Annotated in this window: 23 protein-coding genes and 2 tRNA genes; 13 read left to right on the top strand and 12 right to left on the bottom strand. The window is 40.4% G+C overall.

All coding sequences use genetic code 11. The annotated features are described in order from the left end of the window. Position 1 precedes the first annotated feature (1 nt). Positions 2-1,186, bottom strand: coding sequence for a UxaA family hydrolase (locus AUR67_RS08365; RefSeq protein ID WP_058584914.1), 1,185 nt, complete (start codon positions 1,184-1,186; stop codon positions 2-4). Between the two features lies 1 nt (position 1,187). Next, positions 1,188-1,487, bottom strand: a complete 300-nt coding sequence (locus tag AUR67_RS08370; RefSeq protein ID WP_058584938.1) for a UxaA family hydrolase — start codon at positions 1,485-1,487, stop codon at positions 1,188-1,190. Between the two features lie 296 nt (positions 1,488-1,783). Between AUR67_RS08370 and fucP the strand changes: the two genes are divergently transcribed. Together fucP and AUR67_RS08380 are read left to right on the top strand one after the other, a co-directional pair. Beyond that, entirely contained in the window at positions 1,784-3,181 is a 1,398-nt protein-coding gene (gene fucP, locus AUR67_RS08375) for an L-fucose:H+ symporter permease (RefSeq protein ID WP_058584915.1), read from the top strand. A 12-nt stretch (positions 3,182-3,193) separates the two neighbouring features. Next, positions 3,194-3,538, top strand: a complete 345-nt coding sequence (locus AUR67_RS08380; protein ID WP_058584916.1) for an L-rhamnose mutarotase — start codon at positions 3,194-3,196, stop codon at positions 3,536-3,538. A gap of 193 nt (positions 3,539-3,731) precedes the next feature. Here AUR67_RS08380 and AUR67_RS08385 read toward each other — a convergent pair. The 4 genes from AUR67_RS08385 to AUR67_RS08400 all read right to left on the bottom strand — a co-directional run bounded on the left by AUR67_RS08385 (position 3,732) and on the right by AUR67_RS08400 (position 6,638). Further along, positions 3,732-3,808, bottom strand: a tRNA-Val gene (locus AUR67_RS08385). 286 nt (positions 3,809-4,094) lie between these two features. Next, a tRNA-Val gene (locus AUR67_RS08390) sits at positions 4,095-4,171 on the bottom strand. A 114-nt stretch (positions 4,172-4,285) separates the two neighbouring features. Then, the gene (locus AUR67_RS08395) at positions 4,286-5,305 is read right to left on the bottom strand and encodes a DUF3080 family protein (RefSeq protein ID WP_058584917.1); all 1,020 of its coding nucleotides are present in this window, start codon (positions 5,303-5,305) and stop codon (positions 4,286-4,288) included. Continuing rightward, positions 5,280-6,638, bottom strand: a complete 1,359-nt coding sequence (locus AUR67_RS08400) for an MATE family efflux transporter (RefSeq protein ID WP_058584918.1) — start codon at positions 6,636-6,638, stop codon at positions 5,280-5,282. Before AUR67_RS08400 ends, AUR67_RS08395 begins: the two co-directional genes overlap by 26 nt. A gap of 94 nt (positions 6,639-6,732) precedes the next feature. Between AUR67_RS08400 and AUR67_RS08405 the strand changes: the two genes are divergently transcribed. Beyond that, positions 6,733-7,359 (top strand): riboflavin synthase, encoded by a 627-nt coding sequence (locus AUR67_RS08405; RefSeq protein WP_058584919.1) that lies wholly within the window; start codon positions 6,733-6,735, stop codon positions 7,357-7,359. An 18-nt stretch (positions 7,360-7,377) separates the two neighbouring features. Here AUR67_RS08405 and AUR67_RS08410 read toward each other — a convergent pair whose 3' ends face one another. Then, positions 7,378-7,581 carry a CPXCG motif-containing cysteine-rich protein gene (locus AUR67_RS08410; RefSeq protein WP_054561385.1) on the bottom strand — a complete coding sequence of 68 codons (204 nt, stop codon included), beginning with the start codon at positions 7,579-7,581 and terminating at the stop codon, positions 7,378-7,380. A gap of 228 nt (positions 7,582-7,809) precedes the next feature. Next, a complete protein-coding gene (locus AUR67_RS08415; protein ID WP_058584920.1) occupies positions 7,810-8,670 on the bottom strand; it encodes a fructosamine kinase family protein in 861 nt (286 codons plus the stop codon). Positions 8,671-8,782: 112 nt separating this feature from the next. On the opposite strand from AUR67_RS08415, the gene AUR67_RS08420 reads away from it, so the two are divergent. Next, the gene (locus AUR67_RS08420; protein WP_058584921.1) at positions 8,783-9,478 is read left to right on the top strand and encodes a hypothetical protein; all 696 of its coding nucleotides are present in this window, start codon (positions 8,783-8,785) and stop codon (positions 9,476-9,478) included. Positions 9,479-9,531: 53 nt separating this feature from the next. Here AUR67_RS08420 and AUR67_RS08425 read toward each other — a convergent pair whose 3' ends face one another. Continuing rightward, positions 9,532-9,894: a DUF3718 domain-containing protein gene (locus AUR67_RS08425; protein WP_082665604.1), complete on the bottom strand. Its 363-nt coding sequence runs from the start codon at positions 9,892-9,894 to the stop codon at positions 9,532-9,534. A gap of 358 nt (positions 9,895-10,252) precedes the next feature. Between AUR67_RS08425 and AUR67_RS08430 the strand changes: the two genes are divergently transcribed. The 3 genes from AUR67_RS08430 to AUR67_RS08440 all read left to right on the top strand — a co-directional run bounded on the left by AUR67_RS08430 (position 10,253) and on the right by AUR67_RS08440 (position 13,771). Continuing rightward, positions 10,253-11,038 carry a hypothetical protein gene (locus tag AUR67_RS08430; RefSeq protein WP_058584922.1) on the top strand — a complete coding sequence of 262 codons (786 nt, stop codon included), beginning with the start codon at positions 10,253-10,255 and terminating at the stop codon, positions 11,036-11,038. Positions 11,039-11,150: 112 nt separating this feature from the next. After that, positions 11,151-12,533 (top strand): amidohydrolase, encoded by a 1,383-nt coding sequence (locus AUR67_RS08435; RefSeq protein WP_058584923.1) that lies wholly within the window; start codon positions 11,151-11,153, stop codon positions 12,531-12,533. Positions 12,534-12,544: 11 nt separating this feature from the next. Next, positions 12,545-13,771 (top strand): amidohydrolase family protein, encoded by a 1,227-nt coding sequence (locus AUR67_RS08440; RefSeq protein ID WP_058584924.1) that lies wholly within the window; start codon positions 12,545-12,547, stop codon positions 13,769-13,771. A gap of 65 nt (positions 13,772-13,836) precedes the next feature. Here the strand turns inward: AUR67_RS08440 and AUR67_RS08445 are convergent, their stop codons facing one another. Further along, positions 13,837-15,036, bottom strand: a complete 1,200-nt coding sequence (locus AUR67_RS08445; protein WP_058584925.1) for an Nramp family divalent metal transporter — start codon at positions 15,034-15,036, stop codon at positions 13,837-13,839. A 223-nt stretch (positions 15,037-15,259) separates the two neighbouring features. On the opposite strand from AUR67_RS08445, the gene AUR67_RS08450 reads away from it, so the two are divergent. From AUR67_RS08450 to AUR67_RS08460, 3 genes are all read left to right on the top strand, one after another. Then, positions 15,260-15,727, top strand: a complete 468-nt coding sequence (locus AUR67_RS08450) for a MarR family winged helix-turn-helix transcriptional regulator (RefSeq protein ID WP_201024582.1) — start codon at positions 15,260-15,262, stop codon at positions 15,725-15,727. Between the two features lie 30 nt (positions 15,728-15,757). Continuing rightward, a complete protein-coding gene (locus AUR67_RS08455; RefSeq protein ID WP_058584926.1) occupies positions 15,758-16,498 on the top strand; it encodes an SDR family oxidoreductase in 741 nt (246 codons plus the stop codon). A gap of 280 nt (positions 16,499-16,778) precedes the next feature. Beyond that, positions 16,779-17,195 (top strand): MAPEG family protein, encoded by a 417-nt coding sequence (locus tag AUR67_RS08460; protein WP_058584927.1) that lies wholly within the window; start codon positions 16,779-16,781, stop codon positions 17,193-17,195. 73 nt (positions 17,196-17,268) lie between these two features. On the opposite strand, the gene AUR67_RS08465 is transcribed toward AUR67_RS08460, so the two are convergent. Beyond that, entirely contained in the window at positions 17,269-19,116 is a 1,848-nt protein-coding gene (locus tag AUR67_RS08465) for an ABC transporter ATP-binding protein (protein ID WP_058584928.1), read from the bottom strand. Between the two features lie 159 nt (positions 19,117-19,275). On the opposite strand from AUR67_RS08465, the gene AUR67_RS08470 reads away from it, so the two are divergent. The 3 genes from AUR67_RS08470 (at position 19,276) to AUR67_RS08480 (ending at position 21,475) form a co-directional block, all read left to right on the top strand. Further along, positions 19,276-20,106: an alpha/beta hydrolase gene (locus AUR67_RS08470; RefSeq protein WP_058584929.1), complete on the top strand. Its 831-nt coding sequence runs from the start codon at positions 19,276-19,278 to the stop codon at positions 20,104-20,106. A 3-nt stretch (positions 20,107-20,109) separates the two neighbouring features. Further along, positions 20,110-20,505, top strand: a complete 396-nt coding sequence (locus AUR67_RS08475; protein WP_058584930.1) for a VanZ family protein — start codon at positions 20,110-20,112, stop codon at positions 20,503-20,505. Positions 20,506-20,566: 61 nt separating this feature from the next. Further along, positions 20,567-21,475: a GGDEF domain-containing protein gene (locus tag AUR67_RS08480; RefSeq protein ID WP_058584931.1), complete on the top strand. Its 909-nt coding sequence runs from the start codon at positions 20,567-20,569 to the stop codon at positions 21,473-21,475. A gap of 23 nt (positions 21,476-21,498) precedes the next feature. On the opposite strand, the gene AUR67_RS08485 is transcribed toward AUR67_RS08480, so the two are convergent. Then, positions 21,499-22,599, bottom strand: a complete 1,101-nt coding sequence (locus AUR67_RS08485; protein WP_058584932.1) for a tyrosine-protein phosphatase — start codon at positions 22,597-22,599, stop codon at positions 21,499-21,501. Between the last annotated feature and the right edge of the window lie 127 nt (positions 22,600-22,726).

The raw sequence follows: 22,726 nt of genomic DNA on the forward strand, positions 1-22,726 counted from the left end.
TTTATTTCAAGCACGCTGGACCAATGCTGTCGAAGGTTTTATAAGTTAATAAAAACTCTTGATGGCCCATTTGCTCAGATTTGGTTTGTTCACCATTGCCGACTCGGACAATCAACTCAAAAATTTCATCACCCACTTGCTTAACGGTTTTACTCCCTTCAATGATAGCGCCGGCATTTATATCCATATCATCACTGAGATTTGCATAGGTTTCTGGGTTAGCACAGATTTTAATAACCGGTGAAATGGCAGAACCAACAACAGATCCTCGGCCTGTGGTAAATAAAGTGATATGGGCACCCGAGGCTATCATTTCGACAATCTCTTGGTTGTCAGAAATATTTGGAAAACCAAACATAGGTTCGCCATCGGGCACTACATCCATTAAGAAAAGGCCTTTTTTCTTTGGCTTTTCTCCTGGTTTAATAATACCGTTAATTTGCGATGCGCCAGACTTGGCATAGGCGCCCATTGATTTTTCTTCTTGGGTTGTTAAGCCGCCCTCAGCATTACCTGGGGCAAAACTGCCATAGCCCATTTTGGTGTAGTAATTTTCTGCTTTGACAACACAATTAATAAGTTGCCTAGCTAATTCAGGGCTTTCGGCTCGATGAGCCATGATTTGCTCACAACCGACAAGTTCACCGGTTTCCTCAAAAATACAGGTTGCATCCGCACCAATTAATCGGTCAAAACATTTACCAACTGCAGGGTTTGCGCTAATGCCACTGGTGCCATCAGAGCCACCACAAATAGTGCCAATGACAAGCTCATCGAGATGCATGTACTCAATTGGGCATTGAGCAAGCTGCTCAAGCATGATTTTGCTTTGCATAATGCCTTTGGCAATAGTGTTTTTTGTGCCGCCATTTTGTTGGATCACTAGGGTACTTACTGGACGACCAGACTCAGTAATAACATCGCTCAAATACTCACGGTTAAAACCTTCACAGCCTAGTGACACTAATAAAACGCCGCCCACATTAGGGTGAGTGCAAATGCTTTTCATCATTGCAAGCGCATAGTTGTTTGGATAGCAGCCCGGGAAACCGATTAGTTGCACATCAGGATGATCCATCTTATTAACGATAGAACGTGCAACATGGTGCGCACACTCAACCAAGTAAACCACAACTAGGGTATTTCGAATGCCTTTTGAGCCATCGTTTCTTAAATAGCCGCGCATATTATTCTCCCGTTACTGAATGGCGAGTGTGGCTGGCAATGTAGTCACTTTTCATATTGTGAAGATGAACATGTTGACCTGTTTTTATAGCTTCAGTCGAAGAGCCAATTGAAGCCCCATACTTTAAAATTTGCTCACCGGCAGCAATATCTTGGCAGGCAATTTTGTGTCCGATAGTGACACTTGAATCAAGTGTTATTACCTGATTCGTGATGTTAATTTGCTCGCCTTTTTGCGCCGAACGGCAGCAAACAATGACATTATCGTGTGGGTGTAACTGTACAAATTTATTCTCAGTCATAGCCATCTCACGTTGTTAATCTGCAACGATTTGAAAAATGAATTTCTTTGTAAAATATGTTTGAGCTTGAAGTGAGTCAACGCGTTTAGCGCGTATCTTAAACAGGTTTTTGTATATGAAATTTTTGCTGTAGCGATGTTTTATGTTTAATCATTTGTACAAAAATCACTCTGGCTAATGGTGATTTTCTACATCAAATAAGTGCGACTCTATAAACTGGTTTGACATTGTTTTAATCGATTTAACGAGGCATGGCATGTAATGACCGAGCCTTATATAAAACAACAGGCTTGTTTATGAACACACATAAAAGAATAAACACGAAGCGTAACGATGACCGAGTCGTATCAAAGGACATGCTGATACCATTTATTTTGGTTGCGGCACTTTTTCCGCTTTGGGGTTTTGCAAATGATATAACTAATCCCTTAGTTAAGGCGTTTAAAGATATATTCTTGATCTCAAACACACAAAGTAGCTTGGTGCAATTTGCGTTTTACTTAGGCTATGGCGTAATGGCAATTCCTGCCGCTTTGTTTATTCGTCGCTTTAGTTACAAATATGGCATTGTTTTAGGACTTGGCCTTTATGCGCTTGGGGCTTTATTGTTTATTCCTGCCAGCATGTATGGCGAGTTTAACTATTTTCTTGCGGCATTATGCATCTTGACCTGCGGTTTAGCGCTTTTAGAGACAACGGCAAACCCGTATATTTTATCAATGGGCAGTCCACAAACTGCAACCAAACGACTTAATTTAGCGCAAGCATTTAACCCAGTAGGCTCTTTACTTGGCATGTTTGTGGCCTCAAACCTGATTTTAAATAATCTTCATGTTGCAAAGTTTCGAGCAGCAGAAAAAGCAGCACATCCCGAGTATGCGCAAATGCTACCTTCGGTTGTCGATGGTAAATTAACCGATGCACTACAGCAGTTTGCAGTAACCAACCCTGTACAACACCAACTCATGCAAAGCGCTGATTTAGCAACTATTCGCACCCCTTATGTAGTCATTGCTCTGGTTGTGATCTGTTTATTGTTTGTTTATTTGTTTTATCGGTTGCCTAATACACAGCTCATGGCATCAGATAAACGCAATCAAGCATTAAAGCCTTTATTTATAAGGCTTATAAACAACAAACCCTATCGTGAAGGAGTAATAGCACAGGTGTTTTATGTAGGTGCTCAAATTATGTGTTGGACCTTTATTATTCACTATGGTATGGCTGAAGTAGGGCTAAGTGCAGCCGAGGCACAGCATTTTAATATTATTGCTATGTGCTTTTTTCTTGCGAGCCGATTTTTATGTACCTACCTACTTAATTGGTTTAAATCGGGGCTTTTATTAATGTGGTTTGCAATAGCTGCTGCATGCTTGATGTGTGTGGTAGTTTTTATCGGCGGTAAAGTGGGGCTTTACTCTTTAGTTGCCACCTCTGCCTGTATGTCTTTAATGTTTCCAACTATTTATGGCATTGCTTTGAATGGCTTAAAAGCGGATGCAAGCATTGCGTCTGCTGGGCTGGTAATGGCTATTGTTGGCGGGGCATTAATGCCGCCATTACAGGGGATGATTATTGATGCGAACCCCATTGCCTTTTTAAGTGCTGAACAAGCGTCATTTTTAATGCCCATGTTGTGTTTTGTTGCAATTACAATTTTTGCTTATCGCGTTGTATTTATTCATAAACAATAAAAGGAGAGTAAGATGCAGTACTGCCTTACATTAGAGCTAAAAAACGACCCAGAGCTTATAGCCACCTACGAGCAATACCACAGCCCTAAGCAAGTTTGGCCTGAAGTTATAAGTGCCATTCGCGATTCAGGAATTACCGACATGGCGATTCATCGTGTTGGTACAACCCTTATCATGATACTGCAAACCGATGATTCATTTAGCTTTACAGAAAAAGCAAAACAAGATGCGATGAACCCAAGAGTGCAAGCATGGGAACGCCTAATGGAGCAGTTTCAGAATGTAGATAGCAATAATCAACAAGGAAAGTGGCAGTTAGTCGAGAGGATATTTTCACTGGAAGAGCAGGTGGGTTAGTTTTAAGGTAAAAGTTTCGAGGGGCTAGGGGCTGGGTACTAGGCGCTAGGTGTTAGGTGCTAGGGTAGACCGAGTGGATTCGAACCACCGATTTTGGCGTGGGTCATAGAGAGCGGTAGTGCTCTAACCAACTGAGTTTCAACTGTATAATATTGATTTTAGGATAATAAAATTATGAGGAATTTGAATAAATTGGTACGACCGAGTGGATTCGAACCACCGACCTCTACCATGTCAAGGTAGCGCTCTAACCAACTGAGCTACGGTCGTACTGAGGTGTTAAAATCAAGAGTGGTACAACCGAGTGGATTCGAACCACCGACCTTTGGACCGGGCCGTTAAGAGTGGTAGTGCTCTTTCCTTTGGTTATACCTAAATCATGGTACAACCGAGTGGATTCGAACCACCGACCTATGGACCGGGCCGTTAAGAGTGGTAGTGCTCTTTCCTTTGGTTATACCTAAATCATGGTACAACCGAGTGGATTCGAACCACCGACCTTTGGACCGGGCCGTTAAGAGTGGTAGTGCTCTTTCCGTTGGTTATACCTAAATCATGGTACAACCGAGTGGATTCGAACCACCGACCCCTACCATGTCAAGGTAGTGCTCTAACCAACTGAGCTACGGTTGTATTTTGATTTTAAATGGTTGTTAGCGTGGCTAAACAACGGAGGCTAATATATAGCGACTGGTTGTGTGAATCAAGCAGCTTTAGCTATTTTTATGCTAAGTGCTGGTTTTTTATTCATAACGGACTAATTTCGCACCTTCTGTAAAAACCTTGCCACCAAGTGACATGGCTTTTAGCTGAGCGCTTTAGATTTTGTAAAATTGCATCATTACTTTCGCTATCTACAAATTTACCCATTTCTGTGTCACGCCATATTTGCTGGTAAAGAGGTTGTAAGGTTTCTAATCGACCCACTAAGAATGATTGATAGGGCTGTAATTGCTCTAAATAAAACTTTTTAAACACATTACTTAGCGTTTGTGCCTTTTGTTTATTCTTGTTCGCAGGGCAGAGCTCATCTTTTGAGTACTGCATGAGCAACGCTGTTAATTGTTGGTTGTAATGTGTTTGCGCCCTTGCCGCCGAAATAAGAAGCTTGTTGTATTTATATCGGTTTAATACTTCGAGTTGGTTGATGATTTGCTCAGGATTTATAGCGTTTATTCTGCCGTTATTAATATGGTTGTTTAATTTAGCAATTTGCTCCATCGCGCTCACAGTTTCGCTAAAACCTGCGGTGTTTTCATCAATGTGTGTCGAACTTAGCTGCCAGCTTTGCTTAAACTCGCTTTCGTTGAGCAGCATAGCTTTAAAGTAGTTAGGAAGGTTTGCTTGCTTTTGTACTGTGGTGAGTTTTATTTTTTCAAATAACTCATCTTGTTCTTCAAAGCTTTCTAAGCATTCATTTGCGCTTTGAATAAACTTAATTTGATAACTAAGAATGTTAGCAGGCGTTGCTGTTTTGCCGAGCTGGTTATTGTGCTCAGCGATAATAGTTGCGAGTTTACATTGGCGTAACTGGGCAAGCTCGAGCATGCCAATGGTTGCTTTATCTTCATTATTTTCAGTGAAGTGGTTAACAGCTAGTGTACTTGGTTTAGATAGCTTAAAACTTTCGGTTTTAAGTACGTTTTCCAATCTTTGCGCGTAGGTGTTATTTACATCACCGGAAGAGGGCGTGCAGGCAATAAGTGCCACACACGCTGTTGCGATGATAGAGTTTAAAAGGCTATTGGTTTTGCAAAAAAGGTGCATGTTTAAATCGCCTATGAACAGTGAACATCAACATAATTGCTGCGGCACTTAACCCCACAATAATGCCTATCCAAAAGCCATGAGGGCCCAGTGCTGGAACAATTAAATCTGTACGAGCAAGTACGAAGCCAAGCGCAAAGCCGATCAACCAATAGGATACAAAGGTGATATAACCAATCGGTGCCGTGTATTTTAACCCCCGCAAAATACCATTGGCAGAAACTTGCAGGGCATCTGGTAATTGGTAGATACAAGCAAGTACCATGATTGAAGAGGCAAGGGCCAATACCTCAGGGTTGTCAGAATACAATTGGCTTATAATATCACGGGCAAAAAAGGTCACACTTGCTAGAAGAAAAGCAATAATTGCCGCGAGAATATAACTTGTTTTAACGGCATTTTTTAACTGCTGATAATGTTGTTGGCCAAACAAATTGCCTATTCGAATGCTAATGGCAATTGAGAGGCTAAGCGGCATCATAAACAATAATGTCGTCACACTGGCCGCAATTTGGTGACCTGCAACAGCAACCGCACCTAAGTGCGCTATAAACAAAGGAATACAAGCAAATAGCGTTACTTCAAAAAAAGTAGCTAATGAAATTGGAATACCCACTTTGGTGATAGTCCACAAAGTCGCGAGCTTTGGCGATGCGAAATTGGCTAGCAATGCTTTGGCATCAATCTTTTTATTAAAGTGGCAATAAATAACCTGAGTTAACGCCATTGCTGTAAATACCAGCGCCGTGGCAATACCACAGCCTGCGCCACCATAGGCTTGAAAACCTAATTTACCATGTATAAATACGTAGTTGGCCGGAATGTTAACCGCTAAGCCAATTAAACTAATGTAAAAAGCAGGTTTGGTCATTCCCATACCTTCAGTGATATTGCGGTACACACTGAAAAGTAAAAAACCGAAAATACCCCATTTAACAAAATGAATGTATTGCTCGGCTAATTGGGTAATAGACTGTGAAGTATCTAATTGACTTAGCACTGTATCAGCAAGGCTTGCTAGCCCTAAACCGATTATGGCAAGTACTAACGCCAGATACAGACCTTGTTGAAAGTAGTGGCTAATACCTTGTTTATCGTTTGAACCAGCAAATTGCGCAATGATCCCGGTTAACGCCAATAATATACCTTGCAATGCAAGCATTAACGGATTCCAAATACCTGTTGCAATAGAAAGTGCCGCCAAGTCTGTTGCACTCACTTGGCCTGCCATCACGGTATCAACAACCGTCATTAAAATAAGGGTTACCTGTGCCAAAAAAACAGGAATGGCTAACGAAATTAACCTTTTGGCTTCCCAACTACAAAAAGACATAAATTACACGACTAAATAAACAGACAGCCATTGTAATCTATTCATAGATCAATAAAAATCGCAGTTATCTATTTAATGAAGAAAAGAGAAAGCGATGTTCACTGGAATTGTGCAAACGCAAGCCGTTGTGGTTGATGCTACAAACCAAGGCGGTGTACTAAGGCTAGCATTAAAAGTAGATCAGCAATATGCTGAAAACCTGAATATTGGCGCGAGCATAGCCATTAATGGTTGTTGTTTAACCGTGGTGAAGTTTGCATCAGACACTAAAGGCTGCTGTGTTATAAATTTTGATGTAATTGATGAAACATTGAAGTTAACCAACCTAGGTATGCTGGCTGTCAATGATACGGTGAATTTTGAACGTTCAGTGACTTTTGGGACTGAATTAGGCGGGCATATCGTGTCGGGTCACATTCATTGTATGGCCGAAATACTTTCAATTAACCACCATCAAGATAACTGTAAAATGCAATTAGCATTAGCAAAAGAGTGGCAAAAATACGTGCTTTATAAGGGATTTGTGAGCGTTAACGGGGCAAGCCTCACTGTAGGTGAAGTTGATGAGCAGGGCTTTTGGCTACATTTGATCCCAGAAACACTCACTATTACTAATCTCGATAACTACCGTGAAGGCGATAAGTTAAATATCGAAGTCGATCAGCAAACTTATACCATTATCAACACGGTCGAAAATTATCTCTCGCAACAAGCAAAATAAATACATCAAACGAGCAAATTAAAAAATTTGCTCGTCGTCACTATCGACATGTAATTCGAGTTTGTTATGTGCGTAATCGATATGCATATTTAAATGAATGGGATTGCAACATGCTGCGCAATCTTCATAGTAATCTTGGTCACCGTCGCTTGCATCAAGTGCAACATGAATGTGGTGGCCACAGTGAGGGCATGAAATCCGTTGTGTGTATTGGTCTTTCATCAGCTTTTACCTTAATCAGGCATGCCTGAGTTCGTTAAATTGCAATCTTCATTAAACCCTAACTCATCAAAAATGAATCTAGATTTAATTAGATTGATATAACTCACTAACCGAATTGATATAAGCGTAGTGCTACCAATTCGGTTAGCATCTTTATTAATACGCTTTATAAGCTAAATATAGCTGTGTTTAGCGGTTTATGACATTCCTTTTACAGTGATTTCGTGCTTATTTCAGTAGCAGATCAATTTGTTGTTTTGCTTCAGTAAGATAGTGCCCAGCAAATATATTGGCATTATTGAGCATAGGGTATAGTTGATAGATGGCTCTACGTTGCTCGTAACCTACTTGCAGTGGATAGATTTCGTTATAGGCATCATAAAAGCTATCAGGCAGTGGCGCATATAGCTCACTCATGGCAATATCGCATTCCCGATCACCATAATAACAAGCAGGGTCAAATACACTGGGTACATTATTATAAAAGCCCATATTTCGACGCCAAAAATCACCGTGCAATAACGAAGGCTCTACAACATGGCTATGCAGTGCGTCTTTAACAAAAGCGATGAAGATGTCTTGGTTGACGAGCTCAATGCCTTTTTCTTGTAATAACTGCAATTGCCAACCGATGCGTTCTTCAGCAAAAAATACATCCCATTTTTTGTGCCAGCGATTTGGTTGTAGAGTAGGGCCAAGGAAGTTGTCGTTATCTAAGCCGAACATGGCTTGGGTATGCTTTTGGTGTAAATGGGCAAGGTGCTCCCCCATTTCATGCCAATTGGTATGGGGCTGTTTATCAAGCTCTAACCATTCAAGCACGATAAATGAAAACTCAATATTGCAACCTGTGGTGATGCAATCTGGGATCATAAATAGGCTTTCTTGGGTTAATAGCTCAAGATTAAAGGCTTCGCACTCTAGGCGCTCTAGATCACTCAAGTGAGCGACTTTCACAAAGAAGTGGTGTAGGTCATCACCAATTTGGAAGTATTTGTCATTATTGGGTGATTGTAATTGGCGCTTAAAGGTATGCTTAAAATCAAAGTGCATCGCTTGGCTAATCTGTTCATTCACCGAATTCCACATAATTTTGTTCACCTTTTAACCATATAATTAAACTATGGCAAAAAGACGATGAATTAACAAACCCATAGCGTTAATATTGTTAAAGTTTATCGAAGTATTTATGAGGGGTCAGATGAATAAAAGTCTCATTACTAATTTATTGGCGCTTGCCTTAGTATTAGTCGGATTTTTATTTGAACAAGCAATTGTGCTTTCTGTTGGTTTATTTGCGTTATCGGGCGCAGTAACTAACTGGCTTGCTATTCACATGCTATTCGAAAAAGTACCATTTTTATACGGCTCTGGGGTTATCACTTTAAAGTTTGCCTCTTTTAAGGTGGCTATTCGTAACTTGGTAATGACCGAGTTCTTCGCCGAAGAGAAAATCGATCAGGTTATGGCGTTAGCTAAGCCAAATATTGATTTAGAGCCTGTGATCAGTGAAGTTAATTTAAGTCCGGCTTATGACTCATTAATTGAGGTTATCGAAAACTCACAATTTGGTGGCATGCTATCAATGTTTGGTGGCCGTGATGCGCTTGAGCCGATGCGTGAACCTTTCATTGAGAAAATGAAAGCAGCGGTGATTGATATTTCAAAGAGCGACGAATTTAAAACGATTCTAGATGAAAAGCTATTTGCCAACTCTCATCTTGGTGGCTCATTGCACAGTACTGTTGAGCGTTTAGTAGATGAGCGTTTGAATGAGCTTACGCCAACCATGGTGAAAGATATTATTCAAACCATGATCAAAGAACATTTAGGTTGGTTAGTGATTTGGGGTGGGGTATTTGGCGGCCTATTTGGCCTGATCGCTGCGCTAGTTTAACGAAGAAGGAATTTGTAGCAGGCCTTTAAAGACCTGCTACAGTGAATTCATCATTATTTAGAACCAGCAATAACAATCACTGTGTCATCAGATACTTTAGCAATATCTTGGATACTTGTTTTTGTTGCTGTTTCAAAATTTAAGTATTTCGCAGAGTTATGAAAACCATAAGTGCTTGCAAACTTATCAGTCGTCATATCATTGCAAAGTAGTTTTTCTGTCATTACTCGTTTGCTTAAGCGTAGATCGCGCATTGTGCTTGATACGTTTAATGGTTTGTTAGAAGCAATGGCCATGCAAGCTTGCGTGCCTACAGAGTCATCTGCTGCGACAAATTGTGCTGCACTTGCATCAGTTGCTGCTAATGAAGAACCTAAAATTAATGCTGTACCTAGTGCTGTAGTTAACGTATTCATCTTTCTCTCCAGTTGTTGTCCGTATGACGTTTAGTATGTGCGACCTCGCTTTTATGGATACTTCACACTTCCTGTTTGCTGGGCACATTTAAAGTATTACGCTAAACAAGAACAATTGCTGTTAATGAAAGTCGACAAGATGTAAGTAAGTATGTAGATGTGAACAAGTAAAACTAACCGCTTGATAAGTGCTATTTTAAAGTGTGAATTTTGACACAAATAGGCTGAAATTTTTTTTCATTTATTTTTTAAAACGTGTTTTGGCTCGTATTAAAGGCTTAATTTTTACGTAGCTGTTACATTTAAGTATTAACTCTAGCTTTTCTTAAAAAGGCTATTCAGAGTATAAGGAGCATGAGTGACCACAAAATTAGCAGGCTATTATCAACAAGCCTATGCATCTGAATCAAAACACTTTAATCAATGTTTTTATTGTGGTTGTGAAGCAACTGAGCGAGATTTTTGTCCGCCACTGCATATGCTGCAAAGCATTATAGATTTAGGCGAAGAGGCTGAATTTATATCAATTCCAGCATGTTATGAGTGCTTTGCATTACTGCATAACGAACGAGTGCTGACTATTGATGGGCGAGTCACAAAGCTTAAAAAGAAACTTTCAACAAAATATGCAAAAGCGCTGAGAATATATCACATGTGGCACGAGAGTGAACTTCACGATATGAGTGATGAATTTGTGCACAGTATTAAAGCGGGCATGAAGTTAGGTGCAGAGGCAGCAGAGCGAGTAGCATTTCAAGGTTATAGCTATGCAACTGAAGATGCGAGTGTCACTATTCGTGAGAAGCGTGCCGAATTTGATGTGCAAGGCAAAGTCTTTTATGACTTTAAAGACGCGCTTAATTACTGCATTAATGATTTACAAGTCGACAGAACAGAATTCTATAAGCTGGTGGTAGAAGATTATAACGGCGATTTTAACCGTGCATTGAGTCAATACCGCCATCGACACGAAAAAGTAACCGCAGCTAACGATGCTGATTCACTGATTAAAAGTTTTGCCAAGCAGCATAAGCAAAACTCAGACTTTGTAACTCGAACTGTGAAACATTTTATCAACAAAGATCCGAGCTTAACGACCGAAGGTGCGTTAGAGCAGCTATATAACAACTACATAAAGAAATAGTGCTCTGTGAGGCTGGTTGTTCGTCTTGAAAATTGGTGACTGGCCTCGTTTACTCGCATTAGAATTAACAATTAGTTAAAGTAATTAAATAATAAAAAAGAGGAACGTAAGAATGCAAAAATTTGCACCATCCTTGTTGGTTATGGCGCTTGGTGTCGCGTTAGCGGGTTGCCAAGACAATGGCCCACAAGATCCAAAAGTCTCAATTAACAAAAACCCATACCCTAGCACTTATCAGCCACTTGCTTCACAAAGTACGTTAATCACTAATGCCACTGTTTTAACCGGCACAGGTGAACGTTTAGATGACGCTGATGTATTCTTTGTTGATGGCAAAGTACAACAAGTAGGTAAAGACCTTTCTGTTCAAGCTGAAAAAACAATTGATGCACAAGGTAAATGGGTAACACCGGGTATTATTGACGTGCATTCACATTTAGGTGCATACCCAACTCCATCAGTGGCATCTCACCAAGATGGCAATGAAATGACCAGCCCAGTGACTGCAGAAGTATGGGTTGAGCATTCAGTATGGCCACAAGATCCTGGCTTTAACCGTGCTCGTGAAGGCGGTATTACGTCATTACAAATTTTACCAGGTTCTGCAAACTTAATTGGTGGCCGCGGTGTAACACTTAAAAACATCCCTTCGCACACGATGCAAGGTATGAAATTCCCTGAAGCACCGTATGGTTTAAAAATGGCATGTGGTGAAAATCCGAAACGTGTTTATGGCCGCAAAGGTGTTTTACCATCAACGCGTATGGGTAACATGGCGGGCTATCGCACAGCGTGGATTGAAGCGACTGAGTACAAACGCGAGTGGGATAAGTACGAAAGTGATTATGCCGCGGGTAAAAACCCTGCAGCACCTCACCGTGACATTAAGCTAGATACGCTAGCTGGTGTGTTAGAAGGTGACATTTTAATCCATAACCACTGTTATAAAGCAGAAGAAATGGCCATGATGATCGACCTTGGTAAAGAGTTCGGTTATCACTCAGGTACTTTCCATCACGGTGTTGAAGCATACAAAATTGCTGATTTACTTGCCCAGAACGGTAACTGTGCTGCACTTTGGCCAGATTGGTGGGGCTTTAAAATGGAAGCCTACGACATGGTTCAAGAGAACGTAGCAATTGTAGATGCTGTTAAAAATTCATGTGCCGTTGTTCACTCTGATTCTGATACAACTATCCAACGTTTAAACCAAGAAGCTGGTAAAGTGATGTATCGCGCAAATGATGTGGGTTACGACATCTCTGAGCAACACGCAATTAAGTGGATCACTTCAAACGCGGCTAAATCGCTAGGTATTGATGATAAAACAGGTTCACTTGAAGCAGGTAAGCAAGCTGATGTGGTTATTTGGAACCAAAACCCATTCAGTGTTTATGCGAAAGCTGAGCAAGTATTTATCGATGGTGCCAAAGTTTATGATCGTAACGATGATAAATACCAAGCACAAAGTGATTTCATGCTAGGTCAAAAATAGGAGTAACATTGATGACAAAATTAACTAAATCATTAAAGCTGTCACTTGTTGCTGCTGGCTTATTTTCTGCGACAGCAAGTGCTGCATCGGTAGCGATTGTAAATGCAACACTACACACTTCAACAGAGCAAGGCGTACTTGAAGGCGCAAGCGTTGTTATTGAAGATGGCAAAATTGTTGCTATTAACCCAGCGTCTATCAACGCGGATACAACCATTGATGCAAAAGGCCAAATCGTGACTGCTGGCTTTATTGGTACTATGAACCAATTAGGCTTAGTCGAAGTGGGTGCTGTTGCAGGGTCGCGCGATGGTGGTGACGACAAAGCGGGCATTGATTTTGATCCAAGCCTTGCGTTCAACCCACGCAGTAGCTTAATTCCTTATGCACGCAAGGGCGGCATTACTCAAGACGTGATTGTACCAAACGGTGGTGACAGTATCTTTGCGGGTCTTGCATCTGTTGTTGATCTATCTGGCAGCTTTGAAAGCGTAAATAAAAAGCAAGTTGCGCTTGTTGTTCACTTAGGTGAAAAGAGTAAAGGCTCACGTGCTATGTCGATGAAAACACTTATCGACAAACTTGAAGGCGAAAAGTCTGCTAAAAAAGATGACAAAAAAGAGCCATCAACAGAGCAAAAAGTGCTAGCAGCTGTGCTTGCTGGTGATATGCCACTGATTGCGAGTGTTCAACGTGCATCAGACATCTATGAGCTTGTTAAGTTAAAAGAAACCTATGGCATCAATTTAGTGATTCATGGCGGTGATGATGCTGTTGTGGTTGCGGATGCTCTAGCTAAAGCGGATGTACCTGTGATCATCAGTTCTATGGCTAACTTACCGGGTAGCTTTGACTCATTACATGCAAACCTTGCTAACGCAGGTAAGCTTGAAAAAGCGGGTGTAAAAGTCATTATTGGTGTTGCTGGTGACTCAAGCCACAATGTATACCAATTACGTTTTGATGCAGGTAATGCTGTGTCATACGGTATGAGCCAACAAGGTGCACTTAGCGCAGTAACCAGCAATATTGCTGATGTTTTTGGTTTAAACTCAGGCGCAATTGCCAAAGGTAAACGTGCAAACCTAGTTATGTGGTCTGCAGATCCATTTGAGCTTAACTCACACGTAAGCAAAATGTGGATCAACGGTGAAGAGGTTTCAACCGAAGCGCGTCAAGACAAACTACGCGATCGTTATACAACTGATTCAGCGATGCCACGCGCTTATACTAAATAAGCGCTCAACATATGAAAAGGCCGCAAACTTGCGGCCTTTTTTAATACATATTTTCAAAGTAAAAGCTAAAAAATTAGATTACTTAGTTTATAAAGGCTAAGGCCAAATATAAGCAGTATTACTGGCACAATTACAAGGTTAAGTAAAAGCGAATTAGTGTAGCCTTTCATCACCGATTTTTGATTCACTAACCAAACAAGGTAACAGGTCACAATTGGTAGTAATAAACCATTGGCAGCTTGCGCAAAGATGATTACCGCAACTGGGTCAAGCCCAAGTGATGCGACCATTGCACCAAAAACAAGGATAGTGATAGCAACCAGTTTAAAACGTGTATCACTCATTTGTGTTGACCAACCAAGCATGCCGCATACAGCATAGGCACCCGCAAGCGGTGCGGTGATTGCACTAGTAAGCCCGGCAGCACATAAACCGATAGCAAAGAAATAATGAGCCATACCACCTAGAAGTGGCTCAAGCTGCACAGCCATATTGGCCGCTGATATTTTACCTGCATCGGTACCGTAAAATGCCACAGAGGCTGTTGATAAGATAGCTAACGTGATTATGCCACCTAAAGTTATCGAAATACCGGTATCAAGGTTTGTTTCTTTGATTACTTTGTCGATATTTTTTGAACTATCGTGTTTTTCTGCAAGTACCCCGGAGTGTAAAAACAGGTTGTAGGGCACAATTGTTGTGCCTATCAAGGCAAGTACCGTGGTAATTGAATTATTAGGTAAGCTAGGTATAAATCCTTTTAGCACTTCACCAATTGGCGGAGCCGCCATCACCAGCGTTGAAATAAACACTAAACTCATCAACACCACTAAAACAATTAACGCACCCTCAATGACTTTATGTTTGCCAGTGTACAAAAGAACTGCACTTAAAACTGCAATAAGGGGAGTCCAGAGTAATGGGCTTACAGAAGGTAGTATTTCTTGGAGTCCTAAACTTGCACCAGTCAGATTACCAGCTTCATAAGCTGCACTGCCAATGCCAATTGCACTTATTACTAATATTACAGCTAGGGCTTTAAAAATCGGTGTTTGAATAGTGGTTCTAAGTGCAGAGGCTAAATCTAGCCCTGTAGCCACACCAAGACGAGCTGCCATAGATTGCAGCAAAATAGTCGCTATGACAGAGAACAATAACGTCCAAATAAGTGCAAAGCCAAAATTAGCACCAGCAACACTTGCCGTGGTGATGGTACCTGGGCCAATAAAAGCAGCGGTGACCAGAAGTCCGGGACCTAAACGCATAAAAAACCTTTATTATTAGAGTTTTAGTATTTTTGTGGGGAAATATTGTTCATACCACAAAATGATCAATAGGTAAGGGTAAAGGCTCTTAAGGCTGCGGTAAAGTAGAAATAGCAACAAGGTTAACCTGAATCGAAATTTAAGAAAGTTTAATAATGCTAATTGCAAGTAAGTCTTATTTAAGTTATTTTGTTGTATATGCAACTATATGTGGTGAACGCTTTTGGAAAACAATAAACACCAATTAGAAGTGCCTTTAACGGTCTCTATGGGACATTTAACAGGTTTAGCGAGTCGTTTATTTAATCGGCTTTTAACTTCTCGGTTTAAGCAGGCAGGTATAAATATCACTGCGGAACAATGGGGAGTGATCTTAACTTTAAAGCAATATGGCTCCATATCACAGAGCCAAATCTGTGACATTTTGTATCTTGAAAAATCAAGCGTAAGCCGCTCAGTAGAAGTATTAGAGAAAAATGGCTGGGTTATGCGATTTAAGTCGGAAACAGATAGCCGTACTAAATTGGTTAACCTGACAGAGCAGTCACTCGATGTTGTAAGCGAATGCACAAAAATTGCTCAGGGTGTATTAGATGATTCTCAAAATCATATTGATCTTAAAGGTTTAAATGAATCGCAAGAGCTATTAGTTAAGGTTGTCACAAATCTTCGATCTTTGCTCAAATCTTAAATTATATTTTTTTATTAATAAGGAATTAGTATGTCTAAAAGAAATGCATTAATTACAGGTGGTGCGCGTGGTATTGGTGCAGCTTGCGCAAAGGCATTGGCTGCTGAGGGTTACCGAGTATTTATTAATTATGTAAATAGTTCAGAAGTTGCAAACAAGCTTGCTGATGAAATTATCGCAAATGGTGGTGAGGCTTTTGCTGTTAAAGCAGATGTCCGAGATCCGCTTCAAGTTGAAGAAATGATCAACAATATTAGCCAGCATGGCGGAGTTGATGCACTTATCTCAAATGCGAATATGAGTTTTACTTCGAAGCCATTTCTTGATCAAACTTGGCAAGAATTTTCTCAAAAATTAAATGATGAAATGTTTGCGGCTTACAACACAGCTCAACTTGCAGCTAAAGTAATGAAAGAAAAGCAGTTTGGTCGATTAATATTTATTTCAAGTACTTTATCAGAAATGCCTGCACCCGCTTTTATTGCCCATGGTACTGCAAAAGGCGCGCTTGATAGTTTCAATAAATATTTGGCTCAAGAGCTTGGCCCTTATGGGATCACTTCAAATATTGTCGCGCCTGGTCTTGTAGAAACAGATGCAACAAAAGAAGCGCCAGAAGAGTTTAAAGAAATGATTAGGCAACACACCCCAACTCAAAAAATTGCTCAACCTGAAGATGTTGCGAATACAGTGCGCTATTTAGCAAGCGAGAAAAGTGGCCATATCACAGGCACTTACAACCCTGTTTGTGGTGGTGCTTATATTCAATAATTTGAATAAAGATACAGCAAAACTAACGGTGCTTTTTAAAGCACCGTTTTAGTTTTGCGACCTGTTAAAATAAATTTAGTTTTCTTAAGTTTCAAATAATACTCACATCTATTATTACTTCATAAATTGCTCAGCAACGCTGTAAAATTTATACACTTTGCGAACAATTGGTACTGCAAAAACTTAATCATATAAATAACCAATTATAAATCAGTGCTTTAAATTGGTTGGATTTTTGCAAGGAATAGGCATTCATGTTGTTATAGAAAAGGAAATGAAGATGCCTGAACTTACTTTTTCAGCTTATGCGGCTGTGTATGTTTTTCTAATTATGCTTACTATTCAGTGGATAATTGCAGCTGTCACAAAAGCCAAACAACCCAATGCGGTGCCTGGTAAACTCGATAATACATTAAGTCATGACAGCTTTGTGTTTCGTTCACATCGCACATTTATGAATACCTTAGAAAATAGCCCGTTATTTTTAGGTACCGTATTTCTGGGATTCTTTTTAAACTTGAACAGCAGCGCATTTGCACTGTGTATATGGGTGTATGTGATTGCAAGGATCATTCATATGCTGCTGTATTATGGTGTGGCTACTGAGAAGAATCCAAGCCCACGCAGCTATTTCTTTTTAATCGCTGCTCTGGCAAATATTGTGATGCTCGTTCTGATTGGTTTACGCTTGATTTAAACAGCATTGCTAACATAAACAAAAGGCATTGAACGAATACTCATTCAATGCCTTTTTAATACTGAAAACCTAGCTACTCAACGCCGATAAAGCCACCAGTTTGATGTGACCACAGGGCAGCATAGATGCCACCTTGTGCGATTAATTGCTCATGAGAGCCTTGTTCAACCACGCCACCTTCATCAAGCACAATGAGCCTATCCATTTGCGCAATAGTTGATAAACGGTGTGCAATGGCAATTACAGTTTTGCCAGTCATTAAATCGTCTAGGCTAGTTTGAATCGCGGCTTCAACTTCAGAATCAAGAGCACTGGTTGCTTCATCCAATATAAGAATTGGCGCATCTTTTAGAAGGACTCGTGCAATAGCAATACGTTGACGTTGACCACCAGAAAGCTTCACACCGCGTTCACCAACTTGTGCGGCAAAGCCTTTATTGCCTTTGCTGTCTTCTAGGTCTTCGATGAACTCAATTGCTTCTGCTTGCTTTGCGGCCGCAAGCATTTCATCTTCAGTTGCATCGGGTCTACCATAAAGAATGTTATCTTTTACTGAGCGGTGTAACAGTGAGGTATCTTGCGTCACCATCGCAATGTGCTTACGTAAGCTTTCTTGGCTTACCTCAGCGATGTTTTGACCATCAATACGAATTGTGCCCGAGTCAACATCATAAAAACGCAGTAATAAATTCACTAAGGTAGATTTACCTGCGCCAGAGCGACCCACTAAACCTATTTTTTCACCCGGTTTGATGTCTAGATTTAAACCATTGATAACAGGGCCGCGATGGGTTTCGTTGGCAGCTTTACCATAGTTAAATTGCACATTCTCAAAGGTTATTGACCCTTCATTAACTGCAAGGGTACTTGCGTTTTGTTTATCATCCACTTCAATCGGCGTTGATAGGGTTTTCATACCATCAGCAACAGTACCAATGTTTTCAAATAGGCTACTTATCTCCCACATGATCCACTGTGCCATACCGTTTAATCTCAATGATAAACTCACCGCAATAGCGATAGCACCAACACTGATGGCGCTAATTGACCATAGATATAAAGAGAGGGCAGCAATACTAAATACCAATAAGTAATTTAGCGTGTTAATAGAGAAGTTGAGGCTGGTAACTAGGCGCATTTGCTTATATACCGGCTGTAAAAATACATCCATGCTATCTTTTGCATATTGTTCTTCTCGCTGTGTGTAGGAGAACAATTTGATAGTTGAAATGTTAGTGTAGCTATCAACTACACGACCGGTCATTTCTGAGCGTGCATCAGCTTGCGAGCTGGCTACTTTCTTTAGCTTAGGTACAAAATACATTTGAATAGCGGCATAAAGAACTAACCAAACTAATAATGGCAACATTAAACGCCAGTCAGATTCTGCTACCAAAAACACCATGGCGCCAAAGTAGACTACGATATACATTAGAACATCGAGCAGTTTCATCACTGATTCACGAACAGCTAATGAGGTTTGCATGACTTTTGTCGCAATACGGCCGGCAAATTCGTTTTGATAAAAACTAACACTCTGACGAAGCAAATAACGGTGTGCTAACCAACGGATAGACATAGGATAGTTGCCAAGCAGCGCTTGATGTAACACCGCTGAGTGAAAGAACACGACAATAGGTAACACCACCAGCAACATAACCGCCATTTTTGTAAGCTCAGCCTGCTGCTCTACAAACAAGGTATCTGGGGTATATTCACCAAGCCAATCGACAAGTTGCCCCATGTAACTAAATAGCGATACTTCTAAAATAGCGAGCGCTGCGGCACTCAAAGACATAAATAGCAGTGACAGTTCCATGCCACGAGTATAATGACGGCAAAAAGCAAATAAGCTATTAGGTGGCTGAGAGGGTTGCTCTTTAGGAAACGGATTAGTCATCCGCTCAAATAAACGATACATAGACGACGCTTTTTAAAAATCAAAGTAGCCTTACTATACCATTTGAGTGGTTTTTTATCAGTTCATTTAATTTAAAAACTAAGATTAAAATCTATCAACTATTCAGTTATTTACATCTAGTGTGAGAAATGAAAATATAAAAAGAAAAAGGAATTAATGATGAAAAAGTTGCTTTGTACGCTGTCCTTCGTTTTTAGCTTACCGCTTTGTGCCTACCAAACCGACACCCACATATTTAAGGGCAAAAAAACTGCCATCGAAAAACCTGTAACGGTGACATTACCTGAGGGCTATCAGGACTCAAAAAAATACAATGTTATCTATGTATTACATGGCTACAGTGGCAATCACAGCGATTGGACTAAGCTGACAAACATTGAAAAATTAGCAGACCAATATGATGTCATCATTGTTAATCCAGATGGCAATTTTGGTTCGTGGTATCTCGATTCAGATATCAACAAAAGCTCTCAATACGAAACCTACATCGCAGACGATTTACTAAATTATATCGATTCTAAATATTCGACCAATCGGTCTAAAAGTGGCCGTGCAATAACCGGCTTATCTATGGGGGGATTTGGTGCTTTACATATTGCAATAAATCACCCAAACCAGTTTGCAGCAGTTTCAGGAATGTCTGCTGGGGTCGATGTTAGGCCGTTTAGTGCAGAGTTTGATCTTGCAAAAGTACTCGGCAGTTATGCTGAAAACAAAGAAAAATGGGATAGCATAGCCATTATTAATAACCTTCATAAAATTGCTGCAGGCAATACGGCATGGAAAAAGGGCGCTGATACCTTACCTATTATGCTTGATATAGGCGTTGATGACTTTTTTATTGAGCAAAACCGAGCGCTACATCAAGCGATGTTGAAAATGCGCATCCGCCATGATTATGTTGAACGTCCGGGCATTCATGATTGGCACTATTGGAATAAAGTCATTGCCTATCAATTTTTATTTTTAACCTCACATATGGCGCCATAAAAGATGTTTCAACGTATTCTTGTGTTAATTGCTATCGGCTTTTTTGGTTTTATTGGTTGGGTTATTTATCTTGCCAATACTGGGCAAAAGTCGGTGTTTTTCGAACTCGTTGCGACAATTCCTTACGGTGATAAGTTGGGGCATTTTTGCTTATTTGGGTTACTCACGTTATTCATCAATCTTGCCTTTAAATTTAAAACAATGAACGTTGCTGGGCGGCCTATTTATTTAGCTGTGCTGATTGTTAGTACATTTGTGATTTTAGAAGAGCTAAGCCAGTATTTTGTAGAATCTCGAACGCTAGATTTTGTTGATTTAATCGCTGATTTTGCGGGTATTGCCGTATTCAGTGCTATTTCAGCTTGGCTTTGCAAAAAGTTATATCCAATTAAGGCTTAAACTTTCAGTGACTTGTTAGGTTTCGTCTATACTCAGAGTAGACCTAGCCTAAAAGTTGCGTATGAACATAGATACATCGGATTATTTGTCAGATATTATTGAGCTTCTACTCGATGCAGTATGTGTAGTTGATGCCAAAGGCACGTTACTTTTTACTAATCCTGCCTTTGAAACAATTTTCGGATACGCGCCAGAAGAAGCCATTAATAGAAAAATGTTGGATTTTGTTTATCCAGAAGACAGAGCCAAAACCATCAATGCCATTAACCAAATTGTGGTCAATGATCAGCACCCACGATTTGAAAACCGCTGGGTTAGAAAAGATGGCAGAGTAGTGCATGTTTTATGGTCTGTTTATTGGTCAAAAGAAAAGCAAGTTAGAGTGGCTATTGCTTATGACATTACAGAGCAAAAAAAGCTCGAACAAAAACTGATTTATATGGCAGGGCACGACCCTCTGACCGATCTTCCCAACCGCAGTTTCTTAACCACCCAGCTCGAGGAATCATTGTCAATTGCGAACACTATTTCAACCGTGATTGCAGTACTGTTTATCGATATTGATGGCTTTAAGCAAGTAAATGATATTCATGGTCATGGCGCTGGCGACAAGCTCTTAAAAACCATTGCTATGCGTATTCGTCATGTCTTAAAAAAAGAAGATAGTGTAGGGCGCTTAGGGGGCGACGAATTTGTGGTGATCCTCAATAGCATTAAACACAAAAGAGACGTCATTGAATTGGTTGACGAATTAATAACCGAAATTTGCCAACCCTTAATTTATAACGATGCAGAGCTTATTTACTCGCCAAGTATTGGTGCCGTATTGTTCCCCGAGCATTATGGTGACGCAGAATATCTCATTCAGTGTGCCGATAAAGCAATGTACAAGGCAAAGTATGAAGGGGGTAATCGTATGGTGTTTTACAATGATGGAATAAAGTTACCCGGCGCTAAAAACACAGGGTAACTTTGGAGTGAATGCAGTGTTATTTACAATAAGTACTTGGCACGCAGAATTTGAATGTCTTCATCGCTTACGTCTAATTCGGCTTGAATGTAATTAAGTACGCTTCCGTGTTGCTGCTCCATGCTCTCAATTGCAGATTCAAGTAAAGGCTGAGTGACCCCTTTAAGTGGCATCGCTACTTCTTTTGGTAGGCTGGCAAAAAACTGCATCATTGCTGCATATTGTGGGTCCATTTTGCCAGTGTCTTTAGCGAGCATACTTTCAAAATCGAGGTAGTCGTTTGATGCAAGATAGTCATTCATAATTGTCTGTTGATCAACACCTAACACAGTTAAAATCAATGCAGCACTGATACCTGTACGGTCTTTTCCTGCCGTACAATGGAACAATAAACCGCCGTCTTTATTTACTAAACGGTCGAACATCTGTGTGTAGTTTTGCTTTTGGTCTTCTACAATTCGCGGGTACATTTGTACCATCACATTTTCGAGCTTTTCACGGCTTAGATTAGGGTCACGAAGCACTTTGCCGATTTGTCCCATATCAAAGTCCATTTCGTAGTCACGGTCGATGATTTCAACCTTATCAGCAGCCCATAACGTGACTTCTGAATCTCGCTCTGAATTAGCACGAAAATCAACAAGGGTATCGATATTTAAGCTATTGATAAGCGCATAGTCGTCGTTTGTTAGATTCGCTAAAACACCAGAACGGTAAATTTTGCCCCATTTTACAGTGCGGCCATCTTGGGTTTTGTAGCCGCCTAAGTCGCGGAAGTTTCGGCCACCTTTAAGTGGAATTAGTCGCGTTGTGGTCATAGTCGCTTCACCATTTTCTGGTTTTACAAAAAAGTAGTAACGCTGATGTTCATTGTTAGGTGACCAATTAAATACATTAGTAGTAATATCATCAGCAATGAGTGTTGCATTCGTTAAATCGGGTGTTGTTGATACCAGAACATCAACAGCTGCAGGGACATCTTGCTGCCAGCTAATTTGGTAGTTTTCATTACTAAAATTAGTCTGTGCAGATTCAATAGCGACTTTAGGCGCAGTTGCTGTACACGCTGCAAGTGTTGATGAGACTAACGCAGCAATGGCAATCTTTTTAAATATTGTTTTCATGGTTATTCCTTAGTTATTACTCGGCTCAGAGCGATTAAACTCTGAGCTGTAAATTCAAAAGTAGGTTAGAAGTTGATGCGAACACCCGCCATATAACGGCGGCCGTAGCGTTCAATTTGGTTAGGGG

The sequence above is a fragment of the Pseudoalteromonas sp. XI10 genome, assembly GCF_001469895.1.
Taxonomy (GTDB): domain Bacteria; phylum Pseudomonadota; class Gammaproteobacteria; order Enterobacterales; family Alteromonadaceae; genus Pseudoalteromonas.